Genomic DNA, 21,121 nt, shown 5'->3' with positions numbered 1-21,121 from the left:
GCAGGGGGTGCGACTAGAAACCCGGCGTCACGCAGCCGGGCCCGCCCCGCCCCGACAAGCCGGGACCTGCTTCCCGACATCGTTCGTGACCCACGTCAACCTCGGGAAGGCACTGATGAAAGCACTTCACATCGGCTATAGCTGCTGGGGATTCCTCGGCGACGGAGTGATCAACACCCCCGACGGCTCACGTTCCTACCGCCGGCCCGTGCTCGACGAGCTGCAGGCCGCCGGGCATCGGGTCACCCTGCTGCAGCGCAACCGCGACCTGCACGAGGCCGGCGTTGACCTGCGCGACCAGTTCGCGTTCAGCGAGAAGTTCCCCGACGACCTCGACGTCCTGATGCTGGAGTGGCGGTGGCCGCTGCCCGGCCGCAACACCACCGCGTGCGACGCGCCAGGGCACACCTGCGACCTGCACCGGCAAACCGAGCTGCTCGGCGCCTACACCTTCCGGGGCCCCCGACGGTGATCTGGGACCTCGACCGGCAGCTTCCCGCCGACGCGCCGATCCGCCAGCGGCCGAACGTGCGCGTATGCGAGTTCGCCACCCGCCCGAACCCCGGCGCCGCCACCGTCCTCTGCCCGGTCCCGGACGCGCAGCTCGACGCCATGGACCCGTACGCGCTGGCCCGCCTACCGCGGCCCCTCTCGCTGGTGTACGTGGGAAACCAGTACGACCGCGACGACCACTTCGCGACGTTCTTCGCTCCGGCCGCCGCGTACCTCGAGCACGAGGTCGCCGGGAAATGGACCCGTACCGAGCCGTGGCCGCACGTCAACTTCACCGGCCGGTGCGCATTCCCCGAGGTCGAGCAGTTCCACCGCGGTGCCCTCGCCACGGTGCTGCTCGCGCCCGAGCGCTACCGCACCGCCGGGCACATCACCCAGCGGATCTTCGAGGCGGTGCTCGCTGGCTGCATACCGCTGATGCCCGCCGACGTCGTCGACGGCGAACGGTTCGTCCCGGCAGGGCTCGTCGTCGCCGACGCCGCCGACGTCGTGGCCCGCGTCGAGATGCTCCAACGGATCCATGGCACCGAAGCGCACGGCGACCTGCTATGGCGCTGCCGACGCCGGCTCGACCAGATGCGCCTGTCCCGGCAGGTCGCTGTCCTCCAGCAGGTCATCGGAGACCCGCTGGGCATCCCCGCAAGGTAGAGGAGTCACCCGTGCTACAGCCTCAACCGTTCACCCACTTCGAGCCGGCGTACGTGTCCGTGCTCCGGCAGGTCCTCACCGGCTACCGCTACCAGACCTGCGGCCGGGGCAAGGACGCCCTGGAGATCATCAACTGCGGGTCCAGCCTCGCGGACCCTGTCGACCGGGTGCCCTACTTGGCCGCCAGGGGAATGAACCTGCCGTTCAACTTCGCCGAGGCGTTGTGGTACCTGACCGGACGCGACGACCTCGACATGATCGCCTACTACGCGCCGTCACTGCGGAACGTCTCCCCGGACGGGGCCATGCTCACCGGCACCGCCTACGGGCCCCGCCTGTTCCGCCCCACCGGCCCCGACGGGCGCAGCCAGTACGAGCGGGTGCTGCGGCTGCTGCGCGAGGAGTCGGACAGCAAGCGCGCCGCCATGATCATCATGGAGCCGGGTGAGCTGACCGACCCGGCCAACCCGGACGTGGCCTGCACCCTGTCGCTGCAGTTCATGCTGCGCGAGGACCGGTTGCACATGACCGCCTACATGCGCGGCAATGACGCCCTGATCGGCCTGCTCGGCGACACGTTCTCCTTCACCTTCATCCAGGAGTTCGCCGCGCGTGAGCTTGGCGTCGAGGTCGGGCAGTACGCCCACTACGTCGGGTCGATGCACGTCAACAAGCTCGACATCCCGAAGGTCACGGCGATCATCAACGAGGCCGGCTCGCCCACCCCCGGCCGCCGCTACCCCCTCGATGCGATGCCCCGCACCACGTGGGAGGAGCTGAAGGAGGTCTGCTTCTGGGAACAACGGCTTCGCCTCAACCAGGACCGGCTCACCCCCGAGCGCCTGCACGAGATCCCCCTGGACCCGTACTGGCGCAGGCTCCTCGCGCTGTTCGAGGTGTACCGGCAGATCAAGCACTCGCCGGACACGTCGGTATCGCGGGACAGCCTCGCGGAGCTGCACCCGGGCCACCGCTGGCTCGTCGCGGTCCGCTGGCCGTTCTGCGTGCCCGCCACCGCCGACGCGGTCGGTGCGTGATGACGCCGGAGTTCGCGGGCGTCGACTGGACGCAGTGGACCGTCATCCTGCTCAAGCCCGACTGCGTCCGCAGAGGCATCACGGGCGAGGTCATGCAGTGGATTCGGCAGGTCATCGACGTCGTCGACCTGCGCACCGTCTACCCGACGCAGGAGCAGGTCTTCGCCCACTACGACGACATGCTGCCCCTGTCCTCCGAGATCGGCCGCAACGTCCCGGCGGAGCTGTGCCGCATCTTCGTCGGCAAGCACGCCGCTGTGGCGCTCGGCCACGGCGACCAGGCCGCCGAGCGGCTGCGCGCCATCGTGGGCCCCACCGACCCGGCCATCGCGCCGCTGACCACCCTACGGGGTCGCTTCGCCGCGGACTCGCTGAACAAGGCCATGGCCGAGGGACGACTCGTCGACAACGTTGTGCACACCTCCGACCACAGCGGCGTGGTCGAGCGGGACTTCAGGATCTGGTACGGCTCGGCGGAAGCGCACCTGGTGCGCTCGCCAGTGAGGAGCAGACGATGACCGGAGCACTCACGGACCTGACCGGCGGGCGCCGGCAACTCACCCTGATGCCGGTGGAGCAGCAGGCCGCGCTCGACCCGTACATCGCCCAGTACATCGGTTACCGCAAGTCCGGGCTGTCCCTCAACCACATCGTCGGCTGCCCGCTGGACTGCGGCTACTGCGTACGGCACTTCTGGGGCAACTTCGACGACAAGACGCCGCACCTGCTCGTCACCACCGAGAAGGCGATCCAGGACCTGATCGACCACCCGCACTTCCGGCCGCACGTCACGCCGCTGCAGCTCTTCAACAAGGCCACCGACCCGATGCTGCCGGGCGTCAGGCCGCACCTCATGCAGGTGCTCCGCGCGCTCGACGCGCGCGGCTTCACCAACCACGTGCTGGTCATCACCCGATTCAAGGTGACCGCGGCGGACATGGTCGCCCTGGAGGAACTGCAGCACCTAAGGTCACGCTGCTGTTCACCTACTCGGGCATCCAGGACGACCGCGTCGAGCCGATCACGAAGTCCGCGATCACCATCAACTCGATCTACACGGCCATGGCCCACAAGAAGCGCACCGGCGTCGTGCTGTATTGGCGGCCGATCGTGCCGGGCTGGAACACCGACCCGGCCACCATCGCGCACGTGCTGGAGGTTGCCGGTGACGTCGACGCCGCGGTGTTCACCGGCTACTACCACAAGGAGGAGAACGCCGCGTACCTCCGCGCCCTCGGCGTGGAGGTCCCGTACGCCGACGACTACGCCCGCCGCAAGACTCTGCCTGCCGAGGTCGACGCCCTCGTCGTCGGCGCTTGGCGGGACTCCGGCATCACCACCCCGCTGTTCCGCAAGACGAGCTGCGGTGTCGCATTCGTGCACGGCGTGGCCGACTACAACGGCCACTGGGGCGTCCGGGAGATCTGCGACATCTGCCCGGAGGCGCAGAAGGCGCTGTGCATCGCCGACTACCGGGATCCCGACCCCGACGAGGTCAGCAGCACCCTGGCCATATTCGACTTCGAAGCGCCGTTCCTGATCGAACCCGGGTACGTCTGGAGGCGCGGCCTGAACGAGCAGCAGCGGTGCGCTCTACAGCACGCTCTGCGCCACCAGTTCTGGGACTCCCGGCAGCCGCATTTTCCGGGCGCCCACGGCCGACAGCTCCTCGGCCACGACGTCGACCCCGCCGTCGCCGCCCAGTTCAACAAGGTACGTGCGGAGCTGATCGCGGCGGTTCAGTATGGGGATGACGACTAGTAGGGGAACAGCATGAACGGCAGCCCGGTCACCTGGACCAACGCGAACCTCGTCGCCGTCGATCTTGAAGGCTCTGGCGCGCAGGACCGTGACGACGAGGCCATCCTGGAGGTGGCGCTCGTACCCCTCGTGGCCGGGCTGCCTCATCTAACAGATAGCTTCGAAACCCTGATCAACCCGCAGAGGCCGATCGGCCGGCACCCATGGCTCTCACCCGGGCTCACCAACGCCGCCCTCAACCAGGCACCGACCATCAACGAGGTCGCGCAGCGCCTCACCGACATGATCAATGGCCGCTACCTCGTCGGTCACAACGTGGCTGTCGACTGGCGGCTGATCAAGCGCCGAGTTCCCGACCTCGCGCCGGCTGGCCTCATCGACACCCTTCGGCTCGCCCGCGCGGTGGGCGCCTCCCGGCGAAGTCTCACCGTGCTCCTGGACGATCTGAGCCTCACCAGAGACATTTATGCCATCGTGCCGGGCGGCCAGCCGCACCGAGCGCTGTGGGATGCTACGGCCTGCGCGATTCTGCTCCCCGCGCTTGTCCAACGTCACTGGGGACGTACGCCGAGCGCCACCGAGTTGCTGGCCGCGGCCGGCATCCCCATGACCGACGCGACATCACAGCCAGCTCTGTTCTGAACGGCTGCCGATCGAAGACGCTCTCGACCGCACGCCCCGGCAGTTCAACGATCACCTGCCGACGGCGAAGGGCCCGGAGGGGGGTGAACCTCCGGGCCCATCGCTTCGCAGTACCGCTGACGCGGGGTCGGCTTACGCGACCAACCAGGGCCAGTCAGCGTTGCGACCAGCCTCCATCAGCGACACGAGCCGGAACGCGTGGTCAGTCAGGCCACCAACGGTGTGCCTGGTGCCCGCGCCCGAGGCGTTCGCGCCGACCTTGTAGCCGCTGATGTTCCAGGTGTAGACCGGAACGTCCTTCTGCACGATCTGGTCGATCGAGTGGTACCGGCCGCTGTGGTGCTGCTCGTCGGTAACGATCAGCACCCAGTCGGGCGGTCGAAGTGCGTGGCATCCGCACCGAGCGTGTCGGTGTAGTTCTCCATGCGGAAGCGCCCCATCACGTTGAGCAGCGCGTCACCGCGGCGGAAGCCCACCCGGTACGACGGGAGATCCATGTGGCGAACTATGGCGTCTACGGGGCCCGCAAGATCTGGCACGAGCTGCACCGCCAAGGACATCCGACGGCCCGGTGCACGGTCGAGCGGTTGATGCGTGGCGCCGGCCTTGCCGGCGTCGTGCGCGGCAAGAAGATCCGCACCACCGTCGCCGATCCTGGGCATGAACGTGCCGCTGATCTACTCAACCGGGACTTTACCGCCGCCCGGCCGAACCGGTTCTGGGTCGCGGACTTCACCCACGTGGCCGCCTGGTCCGGCGTCGTCTATGTCGCCTTCGTCGTTGACGTCTACTCCCGGGCGATCGTCGGTTAGTCCGCGGCGACGAACAAACGCACCCCGCTGGTCCTCGCCGCCCTGGACATGGGGCTGTGGCGCCGCGACCGCGCCGGCCAGCCGATCGGGGCGGGCCTGGCGCACCACAGCGACGCGGGCAGCCCAGTACACCTCGTTCTTCACCACCCACCTGCTCCACGCCGGTATCGACGCCTCCATCGGCAGCGTCGGCGACGCCCTGGACAACACGCTGATGGAATCCACCATCGGCCTCTACAAAACCGAGCTGATCAAACCCCGCCGCCCGTGGCGCAGCCTCGCCCAGGTCGAACTGGCCACCGCCGAGTGGGTCGACTGGCACAACAGCCAGCGCCTGCACTCCGCAACCGGCCACGTCCCACCGGCCGAATACGAATCGATGTTCTACGCTCAACCCCAGCCCCGCGAGGTGGTTCGAACCAACAGATGAGGAGTGTCCGGCCCATAGGGGTCACTTCACCAGCCCTCGCCGCGCGGCCTTGGCCGCCGCAGGAAGTAACTCGGGTGGGACTCCCGTCCGGTCCGCCTCCAACCGCGGCGACCAGGCCGCAGGTCGCCGAGGGCAGGGCCCTTCGGATCAATCCGTTTATGCCTGTCCTGTCGTCCACCCGACACCCGCCCGCCCGTCGCGGCATCCCGCTCGGGCCGCGGCAGTTGCATGATCGACCGATGCGGCTTCGACGCACCCTCGCAGCTCTGACTGCCGCTACGCTCGCCCTCACCGGCTGCGGCAACGACACCCCTATCAGCCCCCAAAGCGCCGGCCCGGCCGCCACCAGTGCCGCTCAGAAGGCTCCGGCGCCACCCGCCGTTCCGTTGGACGCGACGGCGGTGCTGATGAAGCTGAACGCCGCGAAGATCGGCCTCACCCATGGCACGGTGCAGGACGAGGACACGGATCCGAACGACTTGCTCGGCCGTCCCAACGGCTACACGTCCCGGGCGTCCGCCGATCTCCCCGGCGGCGACAGCGAAGCTGTGGCGCAGGTTGCACGTTCGAGCCGAGGCGCCATCGATTAAGCCCAGGGCGTGAAGGTTCCGCGGTGCGGGACACGGCACGGCCGTGTGGTCAGGACCAGGGTTCTTCGCCTAGCAGGTCGCGGCACGCTGTCTTCAGCTTCTGTTGAGCTTCGGTGACCCGGGCCTCGGCCTGTGTCATGTCCGCTTTGCCCTTGCTGCCCACGTCCAGGTCGCCAGCCTCCTTCACGGCCAGCACCAACTCCTTGCCGGCGGCGCTTATCGCGGGGTCTGTCGAGCGAACAGCCCGGGTCGCGACACTGCCATTCAGGATCCAGCCATGGTCATTCTCCTTCAACCGTTGCGCCAGCAAGATGCAGCCGCTGCGGCTGTACTGGTCGGGGCTGGGACGGTTTCCCTGCGGCTTGGCGTCGCTGCAGGCGGGGAGAAAGAGGGCGGCACCTAGCAGGCCCGTGGCGAGGGGTCGCTTCATCGGCGGATCTTATCCCAGTGATCATGAGTTAGTGCTCCGCGATGAATGAGCCAGCCTCATGGCTGCTTGCCCAGCTCATTGACAGCGGGTGTTTTCTTCGTGACAGAACCCCTTGAAGGGTGCCGCGTCCTGTGGGGTCTACTCAGGGCACCGGTCGCGTCTTTCACTGGCGGTGCGGATCATGACGATTCACAGACTGAGAGTGGGCACCTTGCCTGACGGCGAAGGCTAGAACTGGCCTCGCCAACGCAAAGTCCGCATAGTCCTCTCCGGCAACGCCGTCGTTGACCCCGCCGGTTCGGAGAGGCCACAGTTTCCCGCTCCGCCAGTTCCGACGCTTCCGCCGGGTCTCGAACGTGGCTGATCACGCGGCCGTAGCCCATGTCGTCTTCGTCTTCGGGGCGGAAGGTGGGAACATGGATAGATTGCGGTAGTTCTCGCTATCTAGGTCCTGTATCTTGGACGGACACGTTGTAGCCAGTCTGCCAGCGCTAGACCGCGACACAGCGGGTGCCTCGGGCGCCCGCCAGCGTGATGGGGTCGACAAGGGTCCGGCCGTGTCGACGCATGGCACTTGCTCCCGCCGCGCTGGCGTCGATGTGGTGCCGAGGACTGAGACTCGACTCCCAGCAGCAACGCGCTGACCAGGGTTTCCTGCGCGGTGGCCTCTTGGGCGGGACGGAGTGGTCAGCTTCTGCCGCTGCGGGCGGGCCCCTGTCGGCAGTCGGACTTCTGGCTGGTCTTCGTTAGGTGATGAGGACGGCGTGTTTGACGCAGCAGACGGCACGCCGCCGGGCTTGCGGAGAGGCGACGGGCGGGGCGGTCGGCAAGGCGGAATCTGGCACGCGTTTGGTGGGATGTCGGCGGACAGTAGGCAGGACCGATTGAGGGGTTGGTGGTCCCTGGCCACTGATGCTGCGGGCTGCTTACGGTGGGTGAGGCGCCTGCCGGTCCCGAAGCTCGTTGTCCGATTCGTCCTCACGGTATGTGATAGATCTTTACATCTGTCGATCCGGGTCTCTACAGTTCGGCCACTTCATCACGTGTGATCAACGGGGGACCTGCGGTGACTGCTGCCCGACGTCGTGTCAGTTTGTTTTCGGCTGTTCCTTGGCCGCGGCGGCGGTGGGCTTCGCTGTTGTCGACGGCGCTACTCGCCGGCGTCGTGGTGGTGCCGTCTGCTTCAGTGTCGGCGGCGACGTCGGTGCCGATGGCGCCGTTGGTGGCCAGGGATGCGGGGGCGGCCTCGCGGTTGGCGCAGGAGACCGGGCAGCGGGTGGAGGTCGGTGCGGGGCGTTCGGAGTTGACGCAGGTTTTCGCGTTGCCGGATGGCGGGTTCCAGCAGGAGTCGGCGGTGGTGCCGCAGCGTGCGCGTCGCGCGGATGGTTCGTGGGCGCCGCTGGATCTGTCTCTTACGCGGGGTGGTGACGGGTTGTGGCGGCCGGCGGTGTCGGTGGCTGACGTGCGCTTCTCGGCTGGTGGTAGCGGGCCGATGGTGACGTTGGTGCGTCGGGGCAAGAGTTTCAGCCTGTCGTGGCAGGGCGGTTCGTTGCCGGCACCGGCGGTCGTCGGGGACTCGGCGACGTATCCGGGTGTGCTGCCGGATGTGGACCTGGTGGTGCGGGCCACGTGGACGGGTTTCTCTCATGTGTTGGTGGTGAAGAGCCCGCAGGCGGCGGCGAATCCGGCGTTGCGTCAGCTTCGCTTCGAGGTTGGCGGGGACGCGGGGGCGGTGCGGATTGGGGATGGGGAGCTGCGTGCCGTCGCTGGCGGCGAGGTGTTGGCGGAGTCGGCGGCGGCGACGATGTGGGACTCGACGCCCAGTTCCGCGCCGCGTCCGCAGATCGCTGGTCGCGCCACAGCGGGGACGAAAGCGGGGCAGAAGGAGTCGTCCCCGGTCGGTCCGGGGGACGCGGCGGTAACCGCGCCGGTGCGCACGGAGGTAACCAGCGGCGGTGATGTGGTGTTGCACCCAGATTAGGCGCTGCTGACCGGCCCAGGGGCGGTGTTTCCGGTGTTCATCGACCCGCCGTGGTCGACGGGTAAGAGCCGGTGGGCGTACGCGACGAACAACAACTCTACGAACTCGGATGTCAGCGTCGCCCGGGTCGGAAAGAACCCGGACACGGGGGTGCTGTACCGGTCGTTCTTCGACTTCCCGCTCGTGGGCATCGCGAAGAAATTCATCTCGAAGGCGTATGTGCAGGCGACGTTGGATCACTCCTGGTCCTGCGGTGACACGATCACCTACCTGTGGCACGCGGGTCCGATCTCATCGACTCCGCGCACGAAGTGGTCGCCGGTGATGAAGCAGGCGATCGAGAACGCCTATTCGCATGGCAACGAGGCTGACGGGTGTGGGGCGAAGGACCCGGATATGACCGTGAACTTCGAAAGCTCGGTCATTACCAGCAAAATTCAGGACCATGCGGCGAATTCAGCTCCGTACATCACGTTGGCGCTGTGCGCGTGCGCGGGTAACGGCAGCGGTGAGACCACTCAGGACCGGTGGAAGAAGTTCTTCCCGAACAGTGTGAAGCTGATTGTGGACTATAGCTCCTACCCCGGGCAGCCGTACGGGTTGCAGACGACAGGCGCCGCCTGTTCGCCAGGTGTCCGCTCGGTGATCGGCACGTTGGCGCCGACGCTGTCGGGAGTCTTCCCGGACGCGGATGGCACGCAGGCGTTGAGAACCAAGTGGGAGTGGCTGGAGATTCCGGCGTCGGGGACCTACAACGACAGCACCCCGCGGAAGACCGCGCCGGCGGGGGCGTCGGTGCCGGCGGGTGGCCGGTCGACGACGGCGGCGTTGTCGGGGCTGGTCAACGGCAAGTCGTACGCGTTTAGGGCGATGGCCACCGACCCGGCACCGTACAACCTGCCCAGCGTGTGGTCGGCGTGGTGTGAGTTCACCACCGACGTGAGTTACCCCGATGTGACCGCGACGGTGACCACCACGCCGGGTGGGCCGGGGGAGAAGGGCGTGTTCGCCCTGTCGTCGAACACGTCGACGGTGGTGAAGTTCCGCTACGGCTGGACGTTCCCTCCCACAACGGAGGTCACCGCGACGGGCACTGGCGTCCGCACGGCGTCGGTGACCCTGACGGCTCCGAAGTACGGTGAGAACATCCTGTTCGTCTCGGCGATCAATTCGGCGCAGACGGAGGGGCAGGGGTCGGTGGGGTTCATCGTGGACCGGCCGGCGCCGCCGACGAACTGGTGGAAACTCGAACTGCGTCCGGGTGTCACCCAGACCCAGGCGCTGACCGACGAGCGAATTGAAGCAACGATCGCCACGCCGCTGTCCCCGGCCGGGGTGACCTGGTCCCCGGGCCTGCGGCTGCCGGGTGCGTCGAGCCCGGCGTTCAACGGATCGTCCTCGGCGGTGAATTACCACCAGTCGGTGGTGAACACGACGGAGTCGTTCAGTGTGGCCGCGTGGGTGCGCCTGTCGGCGTTGCCGGCCAGCGAGGACAACGTCGCGGTCAGCCAGGACGGTACGAGTGCCGCCGGGTTCCAGCTCGGTGTCCGGATGGCGGGGTCGCCGTTGACGCCGCGGTGGGCGTTCGTCATGAAGGACACCCCGGATCAGGCCAGCACGACTCGCTCCGCAGCTGGGGTCGCCGCGTTGACGTCGGCGGATGTGGGGAAGTGGACGCATCTCGCGGGGGTGTTCGACCGGCCGTCGGGCAAGATGCTGCTCTACGTCAACGGCACCCTGGTCGGTGACGCCGACCGGGCTGCCGCGCCGTGGGCGGCGACCGGGGTCTTCTCGATCGGCCGTGGTTTCAACGCCGCACCGGCGAAGTGGTTCACCGGTTCGATCGCCGACGTGCAGGTCTACGACCGGGTCCTTGTGGCGCAGGACTTCACCGGCAGCCTCGCGACGGACGCATACCCGTTCAACGAGCCCGGCATGGTCAGCGCGCCGAGGACATCGGCGTGGGACTTCAAGAACGCCTACCCCTGCTATGAGGCCGGCACCGACCCGTCCTCCTCGGCCTGCCGGGTGAGCGAGGCGGGCGATTACAGCCGACGGCTCGCCCTGACCGACGGCAGCTGGGTCGGCTACGGGCAGCGCAACAAGGCACTCCTGCTGGACGGGACACACTTCGTCGAGGACCCGAGCGACCCGCACTACAACCAGGTGACCCAGGAGTACGGGCGCGCCCAGGACAACCTCGGCGACGAGGCCACCCCGAACTGGAGTGACGGGGCGGTGGTGCGCACCGACGCGTCGTTCACGGTCTCGGCATGGGCGCGGGTGGAGGCGGCGACGGGTCGGCAGACGGTCCTGTCGCAGGATCACGGCTCCGGCTACAGCGGTTTTGACCTGCAGTTCCGTGACACCTCCGGCGGGCAATGGGCCTTCACCGTCCGCGCCGCGGCAACCAACACCACCGCGATCACCACCGCCGCGACCACCGCAGTCGATCCGACAGAGTGGCATCAACTGACCGGGGTGCTCGACGCCGAGCGCCGGCAGATCCGCCTCTATGTCGACGGGGAGCTCAAGGCCACTACGGCGATGGTCTCGGCGTGGCAGCGGTGGAACGCCACCGGCCCGTTCGTCGTGGGCCGCTCTGACCAGCCCGCCGGGTTCACCGATTGGCTCACCGGCGGGGTCGACGACGTGGTCGCCTACCAGGGCGCGTTCACCGATGGCGGTGTGCGCGAGCTGTACAACACCCAGGTCAACCAGACGGGCGAGGAGTGACCATGCCCGCCGACAAGCCTGTTCACCGCCACGATCAGAAGCCGGCGCCGCGCCGGAGGACCACCCGAGATGGGATGCTCACGGTGCTAACTCTGACCCGCCGCCCCCACCGCCCCCGCCGGCTTCGTCTGCTGTCCACGACGCGTCGGCTGATCGCGGCGACGGTGACCGCGGTCCTCGGCGCCGGCGTTCTCGCCGTCCCTCCGGCGCAGGCCAAGCCCCGCCCGTCGCTCCCGAGCGTGCGGCCGGAGAAGCTCGACTCCATCGGCGGCCCGGCGAAGCAGAAGGCGCTACCCACCAAGGCGGCCAAGACCGCCACGTGGGACAAGCCGGTGTGGCCGGCGCCGGGCCGCGCCCGAGTCGCCCTGCCGACGGCCACCGCCCGCGCAACCACCGCCGCTCCGGTACGCGCCGGCAGCCTGCCGGTGCGAGTCTCCCGCTCAGCGACGCCCTCCGGGCGTGCGGTCACCGGCGTGAACGTCGAGGTCCACGACCGCGGAAAGAGCCCCAGCGCGTGGCGTGATGGGCTGTTGCTGACTCTGCGGCCCGACGGCGCCGCCGGGCCGGCGGACGTGGATGTCACCGTCGACTACAAGGCGTTCCGTCATGCCTTCGGCGGCAACTGGTCCTCGCGGCTTAAACTGTGGACTCTCCCGGCGTGCGCCCTGACGACCCCGGTCGCGTCTGAGTGCCGGGCCACGCCGGTCAAGTCCGTCAACTCGGTCGCGGACGGCACCGTGAGCGCGCGGGTGTCCGCAGCTCCGGCCGGGACCGTGATGGCCCTCGCTGCCGGTGCCACTGGTGTTCAGGGTGACTACTCCGCCACGCCGCTGGCCGCCTCATCCACCTGGTCCTCCGGGGGATCGACCGGCAACTTCACCTGGTCCTACGACATGCGCGTGCCCCCGGCAGCAGGGCTGGCGCCGAAGGTGTCCCTGGCTTACTCCTCGGGTGCCGTCGATGGGCGTTCCAGCGCGGAGAACAGCCAACCGTCGTGGGTCGGCGAGGGCTTCGACTTCTCGCCCGGGTTCATCGAACGCAGCTACGTGCCGTGCAGCGAGGACATGGCCGGCTCGGCCAACAACACGGTAAAGACCGGCGACCTGTGCTGGCGCTCCTACAACGCCACCATGTCGCTGAACGGCGGCGGCAGCGAGCTGGTCTTCGAGGCCAGTAAGGGCTGGCACTCCCGCGACGAGGACGGCTCGAAGATCGAGAAGCTGCCCGGGGCGAGCAACGGCGCCAACGGTGGCGAGCACTGGAAGGTCACCACGACCGACGGCACCCAGTACTTCTTCGGCCTGAACAACCCGCCCGGCCAGAGCGCCGCCACGAACTCCACCTGGACCGTCCCGGTGGCCGGCAACCACACCGGCGAGCCCTGCAACAAGTCCACCTTCGCGACGTCGTTCTGCGACCAGGCGTGGCGGTGGAACCTCGACTACGTCGTCGACCCCCGCGGCAACACCATGTCCTACTGGTACGCCCCGGAGACGAACCGGTACGGCAGAAACAACAAGGCGACCGACAAGGCCGTCTACACCCGCGGCGGCACGCTCAGCCGCATCGACTACGGCACCTGGGACCGCCCGACCGGCCGCTCCATCACCCCGACCGGGCAGGTCGCCCTCACCGCCCTGGACCGCTGCGAGTCGAACTGCACCAACCACAGCCCCGGCGTCAGCTGGAAAGACGTCCCCTGGGACCAGGAATGCACCTCCAACGATGCCGACTGCGGCACCAACAACACCCCGACGTTCTGGTCGACCAAGCGATTGGCGAAGGTGACCACCCGGGTCTGGGACACCACCAAGACCACCCCCGCCTGGCAGGACGTCGACTCCTGGACGCTCACCCACACGTACCCGTCGGTCGGTGACGGCAGCGACTACGCCGGCATGTGGCTCGCCTCGATCGTGCACACAGGCCTGGTCACCAACACCACCGCCACCGGCCCCACCGCGCTGGACCCGGTCGTGATGCCGCCGGTGACGTTCGAACCCACGGCCCTGCAGAACCGTGTTCTCGCCTCGCACAACACCACGAACAACCGCAACCGCATCGGCAACATCATTACCGAGACCGGATCCAAGATCCAGGTCACCTACAGCGACCGCGAATGCTCCTCCAGCAACCTGCCCTCCGCCCCGGAGACCAACACCAAACTCTGCTACCCCGTCATTGGCCCCGACCCCTACAACCCGGGCGGTTCCGACATCACCGAGTGGTGGCACAAGTACGTCGTCCGGAAGGTCTCCCAGTCCGACATCCCAGCAGTCGTGGACGGCGTCGACTATCAGGCGCCAGTGCAGAACACCTTCTACGACTACCTCGGCGACCCGGCCTGGCACTACGCCGACGACGACGGACTCATCAAGCCCAAGCGCAAGACCTGGAGCCAGTTCCGCGGCTACCGCACCGTCGAGACCCGCACCGGTGACGCCCCCAGGCAGACCCTGACCCACACCACCTACCTGCAGGGCATGCATGGCGACCGCCTCAACCCCACCGGCGGCACCCGCACCGTCACCATCGGCGCCTCGCTCGGTACCGAGACCGTCTACGACGAGGACCAGTTCGCCGGCATGATCCGCGAAAAGGTCGTCTACAACGGCACCACCAGCAAGCCGGTCAGCAAGACCGTCAACGTTCCCTGGCGCTCCCCGGAAACCGCGTCGCGCACCATCAACGGCGACATCGTCACCGCCCGCTTCGTCAACACCAAGACCACCTACCAGGCCACCGCGCTCGGCGTCGACGGCCAGGGCGGCTGGCGTACCACCCGCACCCAGTCGATGTTCAACAACACCTACGGCACCGTCGACCGGGTCCAGGACGATGGCGAGTGGCCCGCCACCGGTGACGAGCAGTGCACCGAGCTGACCTACAACCGCAACACCGGCGCGAACATCACCGGCACGGTCAAGCAGACAACTACCACCGCCCTCGCCTGCGGCACCGCACCGACCAGCACTGCGGACGTCATCTCCGATACCCGCAACAGCTACGACGGTGCCGCCAGCCCGAACACCGCACCCACCTACGGCGCGGTCACCAAGGTCGAAAAACTCAAGGACTGGTCCCCGTCCGCCGGAACCGTCTGGCAGACCACCGCGCAGAGCACCTACGACGCGTTCGGCCGCATCGCCACCGCCACCGACGCGCGCGGCAACACCACCACGACCACATACACACCGGCCACCGGCCCGATCGCCTCGATCAACACGTCGAGCCCCGACCCCAACGGCGGCGCCGCGTGGACCACCAGCGTTACCAACGCCCCCTACTGGGGCGTCCCGGTCAAGACGACTGACCCCAACAGCCGGGTGAAGGACAGCACCTACGATCCGCTGGGCCGGGTCGCGAAGGTCTGGGCCGTCGGCTGGGACCGCAAGAACCGCGAATCCATCCCATCAGCCGCCTACACGTACTCCTACGCGCCGAACCGCAACGCGTATCCCTGGGTCCAGACCAAGACCGTCAACGCCGGCAACGGAATCCTGACCACCTACCAGATCTACGACGCGCTGCTGCGGCCCCGACAGACCCAGTCCACCGGCGCCAACGGCGACCGGGTCATCACCGACACCATCTACGACAAGTCCGGACGGGTCGACGCCACCTACGGCGTCCACGGCAAGATCGGCGCCCCGTCAGGAATACTGTGGGGGCAGCCCGAGTGGTCGGTGCCGACGGTGAACCGCACGATCTACGACGACGCCTCCCGTCCCACCGCCAGCATTCTGCTCGGCACCGACGGGATCATCAACCAGGTCGAGAAGTGGCGCAGCACCACCACCTATCTCGGTGACCGCACCAGCGTCACGCCGCCCGCGGGCGGCACCCCCACCACCACCGTCACCGACGCTCGAGGCCGCACTGTCGAGCTGCGGCAGCACACCACCGGCCAGGGCGTCACCGGTGCCTACCAGGGCACCAAATACACCTACAACCGCAAGGGCCAGCTCGTCGCCGTTGCCGATGTCGACGGCAACGAGTGGGTCTACATCTTCGACGTCAAGGGCCGCCAGATCTCGGCCAAGGATCCCGACAAGGGCACCACCAGCAGCACCTACACCGACACCGACGACCTCGCCGCCACTGAAGACAACCGCGGTGAGGTCCTCGCCTACGAGTACGACAACCTCGGTCGCAAGATCGGGCTCTACGACGACACCATCTCCCCTGCCACCAAACGGGCGAGTTGGAAGTTCGACAAGGCAGACATCATGTTCGGCGGTGAAGCCGTCCGCGGTCAGCTCACCGAAACCACCCGCTTCGACCCGCCCGGATCCACCCACGCCTACAAGATCCGGTACCTCTCCTTCACCAAGCGCTACCAGCCCGGCGCGGTGCACTACGTCATTCCCTCCTCTGAGACCGGTCTGAACATCACCTGGGAAATCGGCTACGGCTACCGGGAACAAGACGGCTCACCAGAAAGCGTCACCATGCCCGTCGCGGGTGACCTCACCGGCAGCGAAACGATCACCACCGGCTACAACTCCACCTCGGGCCTGCCCGTCACCCTCACCACCGGCTCCGCCTACGGCAACAGCTACGTCATCGGACAGCAGTACACCGCCTACGGCGAACCCACCCTGCTCACCCGCAAAAGCGCCGGCAACTACGTCGAAGAGACCAACGCCTACGACCTGACCACCCGCCGGCTCACCAACACCTACATCAAACCCGAAACCGCCACCGGCACCGTCTCCAACCGCACCTACAGCTACGACGACGCCGGCAACATCACCTCCATCGCCGACCAACCCGCCGTCGGACCCACCGACACCCAATGCTTCAACCAGGATCTGCTCGGCCGGCTCACCAGCGCCTGGACCCCGAAGGCCGGCGTCGACTGTCAGACCGCCCCCACGACGGCCAACCTCGGCGGTCCCGCCCCCTACTGGCACGACTGGACCTTCGACAAGGTCGGCAACCGGCTCACCGAAACCGCCCGCACCAGCGCCGGCGACACCAAACGCACCTACACCGTCCCCATCGGCGGCAAGAACGTCGTCCGCCCCCACGCCGCCACCGCCGTTCTCACCGAAGCCCCCGGGCAGCCGGCCGTCACGAACGCCTACGCCTACGACGACGCCGGCAACACCACCTGCCGGCCCACCGGCCCCGCCGCCAACACCTGCCCCCCGGGCAACGCATCGCAGAACCTGTCCTGGGACCCCGAAGGCCGCCTCAGCAGCATCTCCGGCGACGCCCCTAGCGCCGGCAGCAACATCTACGACGCCGACGGCAACCGACTCCTGCGCCGCGACGCCACCGGCACCACCCTCTACCTACCCGGCATGGACATCCGCTGGAACGGCACCACCCGCAACACCACCCGCTACTACACCTTCGCCGGCCGACTCATCGCCTCACGCACCGCCACCGCACTCACCTGGCTCATCACCGACCACCAAGGCACCCAACACACCACCATCAGCAACTCCGGCACACAAACCGTCACCCGCCGCTACCAAACCCCCTACGGCAACCCCCGAGGATCACAAATCCCCTGGGCAAACCCCAAGGGCTTCGTCGGCGGCGACAACGACCCCACCGGACTCACCCACCTCGGCGCCCGCGAATACGACCCAGGACTCGGTCGATTCATCAGCGTCGACCCACTGCAAGACCTCACCAACCCCCAGCAATGGCACGGCTACAGCTACGCCAGCAACAGTCCCATCACTCGCAGTGACCCCAGCGGCCTCATCGAAGAAGACTGCGCGATCTTCGACTGCTACGGCTACGACGTCGCAAAGGGAGACTGCCCCGGCGGATGCGGTTCGAGCGAAAACGAGGCATACGGCAAATCTCGGCACCTTACTGGTAGCGCGCCTCAAAGACCACGCACCAACCCGCGATCGCCCGCCAAGAATGTCAGCGTTCCCGTCTATGTCGACATCGACAAGTTCACCAGAGCGTGGAACAACCACCGTGGAGCCCACTTCGCCGCAGCCAGCGGCGGATGGGAAGTTTCCCCCGAATTCATGCTGCAAGCCGAAATCGAGCTAGCACTACTCGTATGCGATGAAATTGGCCGATCGGAATGCGGTGATTGGTACAATCAGCTGTTCGATGGTCGTGCCGACTCCGTCTGTGCCCAGGTCTGCGGCCTGGATGACCTACCAGGCATGCCCGGAGCGATCGGCCTTCGACCGAGTGCCAAGGCGGCGGCGGACGGCGGATCTGGTGGATCACCGGCGCTTGGGGGAAGCCGAGGTGCCTCTGGCGGCGCCTGTAGTTTCTCCGGCGACACAGAAGTCCTGCTCGCCGACGGCACCAAAAAGAAGATGAAAGACCTGCGGGTCGGGGACATAGTTGCTGCAACCGACCCGGAAACCGGGGAAAGTGGTGCCGAAGGCATTACCAACCTCTGGATCCACGAAGACGAGCTGCGCCTTCTGTCCCTCGATGGTGGATCGGTAGCGACGACCAACGACCACCCGTTCTGGAATGCAGGTGAACGCGAGTGGCAGCCCGCGGAGGAACTCGATGCGGGTGATGCTCTTCTCACCCATGACGGTAGGCAGCTGGTTATTAGAGGGATTGGCGCGGACTCTCGCTCCCAGGCGGCGTACAACCTGACGGTTGCCAACCTTCATACGTACTACGTTCTTGTTGGTGACACCCCGGTTTTGGTTCATAATACGTGCCCGAAGGGCGCGAAGCGGGGTCCCAAGCCGGCAGGAACCGGGCCGCATAATCTTAAAATCGAGGCCGTTGGCCGGTCTGTTGTCGATGGAGAGATCATCGCGGGCGGTGGTGTGTTGCCGGAACGAGCTATCGCAACGCCTGGGGGTTTCAAGGGGACTCGACGCCCTGACATCCTTGTACGTCGTCAAGACGGCTCAATCTACGGCATCAACGTGGGGAAGAAGGCTGCGAATGGTGCGCCAATCAAGCGCGAAGCGGAGGCCATCTCTGACCTTGAGGGCGCGGGAGTCGAGATGCACTTCGTGGCTTACAATTGAGGCACTATGACGAAACTTTCTATGCAATTCCACGCCACGCAGGCCGAGGTTGCCTCATGGGTAGCTCATTGGGTTGAAGAGTTCCAACTGGCAATCGCTGTTGAAGTATTCATTCCTGGATACCGCGTGCGGCCGTGCGAGAGGGATGCGGCGTTGGACGCGATCCGTGATCTGCCCGACATGAGCCGAGTCGTTCTGAATCTGACTCCCATGGATTTAGCGGTCGATTCGTCAATTCGCTTCCTTAGGGCAAATCCAGATGTTCTCACGGTGTCGCTAGGTGCCCAATCTCAGGATGAACTGCGTGAGACGGTTATTGGTGCGATGACGGATCATCGCGAAAGCCTCAAGACGTGGCGAGCGATAATTGCAGGGGCCAAGAAGTCAATGCTTAACGGCTCGATAGTTGTCAATCCCGTGACTGGGGCGAGGCAGGACGCAAGGGGTCATTACTATACTGCGGGTGCTCGCGAGATGGCCAAGCGTGGAGCCCGCCTGTTGGCCTCCGTGGGCTGGAATGAGTATCACGTAACCGAATAGAAGCCGTCACATGTTCAGGCTCACGTCAGTCTTAGAGCGTGTTGAGATGGGGTTGATTAGGTCCAGGTGAAGGTGCGGCGGGCTTGCCGGCGTGCGGGTTGGCTGCGGGTGATGCGGCGGGTCATGCCGGCGATCGCGGCCCAGCGGATAAGGGCTTCGGAGTTGGCTGGGTGCCGTTCGTAGTCGCGGGCGAGCCGGCGGCAGGCGGTGAGCCAGGCCAGGGTGCGTTCCACGACCCAGCGGCGTGGGTGGACAGCGAAGCCGCGTTGGTCGGCGGGTTTGCGGACGATCTGCAGCGTGGTGCGCAGGGTGTCGCGGGTCCAGTCGATCAACCGGCCGGTGAAGCCCTGGTCGGTGAAGACGTGCCGGATCGGGGTGACCATGTAGGCGCTGAGAGGGCCGTCTTGGCTCCGTCGCGGTCCTGCTAGCTCGCGGCGAGCACGGTGACGGTGACGGTGACCAGCAGTCCCAGGGTGTCGGTGATGATGAACCGTTTCCGGCCGTTGATCTTCTTGCCCGCGTCGTAGCCTCGACTGTCCCGGCCGACGGTGTCGGCGCCCTTCACGCTCTGCGAATCGATGATCCTCGCCGACGGCTCCGGCTGGCGGCCCTGTTGCACCCCTGCCTTTGATCCGCAGCGTGGCCAGGAGTTTCTCCGTCACGCCGGCTTCTTCCCACCGGGTGAAGTACCAGTACACCGTCTGCCACGGCGGCAGGTAGCCGGCAGATAGCGCCACGGGCACCCGACCGCACGACGTACAGGATCGCGTTGACGATCTCCTGCCGCGGATGCTTCTCCCGCCGGCCGTCCGTGTTCGGCTCCGGCAACAGCGGCTCGATCAGCGACCACTGGGCATCAATCAGGTCCGAGGGGTAACCGCGACGCGCAGACACCGCGCCACCGTGCCCGCCGCGGCAGCCGATGTCATGCCGCCACGCCGTCCACATCAGACCCTCTCGAACACGCACTAAGTCGAACCGAAGTTCTGCTTTTTTACGGAGCCGTTTCCGGGCGTGGCGGGGCCGTCGACTCGCGAATTCGGAGTGACGTCGGCAGGGTGACCGATTCGGCCGTCTGTCCGTCGCGGAGTTTGAGGAACATCTGTATGCCGAGCCTGCCGAGTTCCTGGCCGGGCAGGGCGATCGTGGTCAGAGCTGGTGTCATCAGGACCGCTATCGGCAAATCGTTGATTCCGATGACGGACAGGTCATTCGGGACGGCTAGCCCGAGCCGGGCGGCGGCCGCATAGACCGCGACGGCGATGTTGTCGTCGTCGCAGAGGACCGCCGACGGCCGAGGGTGACGGTTCAGCTCCGTCACTATCGTGTCGCGAGCCTCGGGCAGGCTGAACGAGCAAAGCATCTCGGTGGCGACCATGCCGGGGTGACGCCGAACCGCTGTGTGGAACGCGGTCGACCGCCAGTGAAACGTCCACGCGTCTCGGTCGGCTCGGACGTGCAGAACGCGCTGGTGGCCCAGTGCGTAGAGGTGAGCGATCGCGTGGGCGACGCCGTCTTCGAGGTCGAAGGTGACGCTCGGCATCCCCGATTCGGATGCGGTGTCGAGAAGGGCGAACGGCAGCCCGGAACTCATCGCCCGGGCCATGTGCTCCGACAGTGAGCAGATCAGGAGACCGTCGATGGCCTGATGCGGTGATCGGAAGGGGTTGGGGTCGTCGTCCGAGGCCATGGGAAAGACGACAAGCCCGAGGTCATGTGCCTCGCCGGCGCGAGCGGCACCGCCGTAGACGGCGCCGAAGAACGGGTTCGTCAGCGTGGGTACGGCGAGCGCGATCGAGCCGGTGAGGCCGCGCCGAAGATTGCGGGCCGTGATGTTCGGCCGGTAGCCCAACTCTTCGGCGATGCTGCGGATTTGGTCGGCAGCGACCTGTCCCACGCGTCCGCGCCACCGGTCGTTCATCACCAGAGAGACGGTGCTCTGCGAGACGCCCGCGGCGCGTGCGACGTCCATTGCGGTCACTTTATGGGGTTGTTCGGCTGCCATGAATATTCCGATC

Annotated in this window: 15 protein-coding genes and 2 pseudogenes; 12 read left to right on the top strand and 5 right to left on the bottom strand. The window is 67.0% G+C overall.

The window, feature by feature from the left end:
• The first annotated feature begins 115 nt into the window (after positions 1 to 115).
• From ACN27D_RS02230 to ACN27D_RS02210, 5 genes and pseudogenes are all read left to right on the top strand, one after another.
• Positions 116 to 1,161: pseudogene (locus tag ACN27D_RS02230) on the top strand (hypothetical protein).
• A gap of 11 nt (positions 1,162 to 1,172) precedes the next feature.
• Positions 1,173 to 2,198 carry a thymidylate synthase gene (locus tag ACN27D_RS02225; RefSeq protein ID WP_421498423.1) on the top strand — a complete coding sequence of 342 codons (1,026 nt, stop codon included), beginning with the start codon at positions 1,173 to 1,175 and terminating at the stop codon, positions 2,196 to 2,198.
• Positions 2,198 to 2,716, top strand: a complete 519-nt coding sequence (locus tag ACN27D_RS02220; RefSeq protein ID WP_421498422.1) for a nucleoside-diphosphate kinase — start codon at positions 2,198 to 2,200, stop codon at positions 2,714 to 2,716. Before ACN27D_RS02225 ends, ACN27D_RS02220 begins: the two co-directional genes overlap by 1 nt.
• Before the next feature lie 544 nt (positions 2,717 to 3,260).
• Positions 3,261 to 3,959, top strand: coding sequence for a hypothetical protein (locus tag ACN27D_RS02215; RefSeq protein WP_421498421.1), 699 nt, complete (start codon positions 3,261 to 3,263; stop codon positions 3,957 to 3,959).
• A 12-nt stretch (positions 3,960 to 3,971) separates the two neighbouring features.
• Complete coding sequence (locus ACN27D_RS02210) at positions 3,972 to 4,601, top strand: 3'-5' exonuclease (RefSeq protein WP_421498420.1); 630 nt, start codon at positions 3,972 to 3,974, stop codon at positions 4,599 to 4,601.
• Between the two features lie 132 nt (positions 4,602 to 4,733).
• Here ACN27D_RS02210 and ACN27D_RS02205 read toward each other — a convergent pair whose 3' ends face one another.
• The gene (locus ACN27D_RS02205) at positions 4,734 to 4,967 is read right to left on the bottom strand and encodes a hypothetical protein (protein WP_421498419.1); all 234 of its coding nucleotides are present in this window, start codon (positions 4,965 to 4,967) and stop codon (positions 4,734 to 4,736) included.
• Positions 4,961 to 5,098, bottom strand: a complete 138-nt coding sequence (locus ACN27D_RS02200) for a hypothetical protein (protein WP_421498418.1) — start codon at positions 5,096 to 5,098, stop codon at positions 4,961 to 4,963. Before ACN27D_RS02200 ends, ACN27D_RS02205 begins: the two co-directional genes overlap by 7 nt.
• On the opposite strand from ACN27D_RS02200, the gene ACN27D_RS02195 reads away from it, so the two are divergent.
• The 3 genes from ACN27D_RS02195 to ACN27D_RS02185 all read left to right on the top strand — a co-directional run bounded on the left by ACN27D_RS02195 (position 5,099) and on the right by ACN27D_RS02185 (position 6,433).
• Entirely contained in the window at positions 5,099 to 5,413 is a 315-nt protein-coding gene (locus ACN27D_RS02195; RefSeq protein WP_421498417.1) for an IS3 family transposase, read from the top strand.
• The gene (locus ACN27D_RS02190) at positions 5,367 to 5,843 is read left to right on the top strand and encodes an integrase core domain-containing protein (protein WP_421498416.1); all 477 of its coding nucleotides are present in this window, start codon (positions 5,367 to 5,369) and stop codon (positions 5,841 to 5,843) included. Before ACN27D_RS02195 ends, ACN27D_RS02190 begins: the two co-directional genes overlap by 47 nt.
• A gap of 239 nt (positions 5,844 to 6,082) precedes the next feature.
• Positions 6,083 to 6,433: a hypothetical protein gene (locus tag ACN27D_RS02185; protein ID WP_421498415.1), complete on the top strand. Its 351-nt coding sequence runs from the start codon at positions 6,083 to 6,085 to the stop codon at positions 6,431 to 6,433.
• Positions 6,434 to 6,482: 49 nt separating this feature from the next.
• Here the strand turns inward: ACN27D_RS02185 and ACN27D_RS02180 are convergent, their stop codons facing one another.
• The gene (locus ACN27D_RS02180) at positions 6,483 to 6,863 is read right to left on the bottom strand and encodes a hypothetical protein (protein WP_421498414.1); all 381 of its coding nucleotides are present in this window, start codon (positions 6,861 to 6,863) and stop codon (positions 6,483 to 6,485) included.
• 1,138 nt (positions 6,864 to 8,001) lie between these two features.
• Between ACN27D_RS02180 and ACN27D_RS02175 the strand changes: the two genes are divergently transcribed.
• From ACN27D_RS02175 to ACN27D_RS02160, 4 genes are read left to right on the top strand one after another with little or no spacing between them, the layout of a single operon-like run.
• Entirely contained in the window at positions 8,002 to 8,844 is an 843-nt protein-coding gene (locus tag ACN27D_RS02175; protein ID WP_421498413.1) for a hypothetical protein, read from the top strand.
• 33 nt (positions 8,845 to 8,877) lie between these two features.
• Complete coding sequence (locus tag ACN27D_RS02170; RefSeq protein ID WP_421498412.1) at positions 8,878 to 11,580, top strand: LamG domain-containing protein; 2,703 nt, start codon at positions 8,878 to 8,880, stop codon at positions 11,578 to 11,580.
• 2 nt (positions 11,581 to 11,582) lie between these two features.
• Complete coding sequence (locus tag ACN27D_RS02165) at positions 11,583 to 18,563, top strand: polymorphic toxin-type HINT domain-containing protein (RefSeq protein WP_421498411.1); 6,981 nt, start codon at positions 11,583 to 11,585, stop codon at positions 18,561 to 18,563.
• Positions 18,564 to 18,569: 6 nt separating this feature from the next.
• A complete protein-coding gene (locus ACN27D_RS02160; protein WP_421498410.1) occupies positions 18,570 to 19,103 on the top strand; it encodes a hypothetical protein in 534 nt (177 codons plus the stop codon).
• A 56-nt stretch (positions 19,104 to 19,159) separates the two neighbouring features.
• Here ACN27D_RS02160 and ACN27D_RS02155 read toward each other — a convergent pair.
• Positions 19,160 to 20,027 (bottom strand): annotated as a pseudogene (locus tag ACN27D_RS02155) (IS5 family transposase).
• 70 nt (positions 20,028 to 20,097) lie between these two features.
• Positions 20,098 to 21,075, bottom strand: coding sequence for a LacI family DNA-binding transcriptional regulator (locus ACN27D_RS02150; RefSeq protein WP_421498409.1), 978 nt, complete (start codon positions 21,073 to 21,075; stop codon positions 20,098 to 20,100).
• Between the last annotated feature and the right edge of the window lie 46 nt (positions 21,076 to 21,121).

The sequence above is a fragment of the Micromonospora sp. WMMD1274 genome (assembly GCF_049179035.1).
Classification (GTDB): Bacteria; Actinomycetota; Actinomycetes; order Mycobacteriales; family Micromonosporaceae; genus Micromonospora; species Micromonospora tulbaghiae.
Note: the sequence above shows the minus strand (reverse complement) of the source record. Positions and strands in the feature narration are given on the sequence as shown.

Bases quoted from the DNA above. Each gene is read 5' to 3' on its own strand.
- ACN27D_RS02220 (WP_421498422.1), top strand. From the start codon at position 2,198: ATGACGCCGGAGTTCGCGGGCGTCGACTGGACGCAGTGGACCGTCATC.
- ACN27D_RS02215 (WP_421498421.1), top strand. From the start codon at position 3,261: ATGGCCCACAAGAAGCGCACCGGCGTCGTGCTGTATTGGCGGCCGATC.
- ACN27D_RS02210 (WP_421498420.1), top strand. From the start codon at position 3,972: ATGAACGGCAGCCCGGTCACCTGGACCAACGCGAACCTCGTCGCCGTC.
- ACN27D_RS02200 (WP_421498418.1), bottom strand. From the start codon at position 5,098: ATGGATCTCCCGTCGTACCGGGTGGGCTTCCGCCGCGGTGACGCGCTG.
- ACN27D_RS02190 (WP_421498416.1), top strand. From the start codon at position 5,367: ATGTCGCCTTCGTCGTTGACGTCTACTCCCGGGCGATCGTCGGTTAGT.
- ACN27D_RS02185 (WP_421498415.1), top strand. From the start codon at position 6,083: ATGCGGCTTCGACGCACCCTCGCAGCTCTGACTGCCGCTACGCTCGCC.
- ACN27D_RS02180 (WP_421498414.1), bottom strand. From the start codon at position 6,863: ATGAAGCGACCCCTCGCCACGGGCCTGCTAGGTGCCGCCCTCTTTCTC.
- ACN27D_RS02165 (WP_421498411.1), top strand. From the start codon at position 11,583: ATGCCCGCCGACAAGCCTGTTCACCGCCACGATCAGAAGCCGGCGCCG.
- ACN27D_RS02160 (WP_421498410.1), top strand. From the start codon at position 18,570: ATGACGAAACTTTCTATGCAATTCCACGCCACGCAGGCCGAGGTTGCC.
- ACN27D_RS02150 (WP_421498409.1), bottom strand. From the start codon at position 21,075: ATGGACGTCGCACGCGCCGCGGGCGTCTCGCAGAGCACCGTCTCTCTG.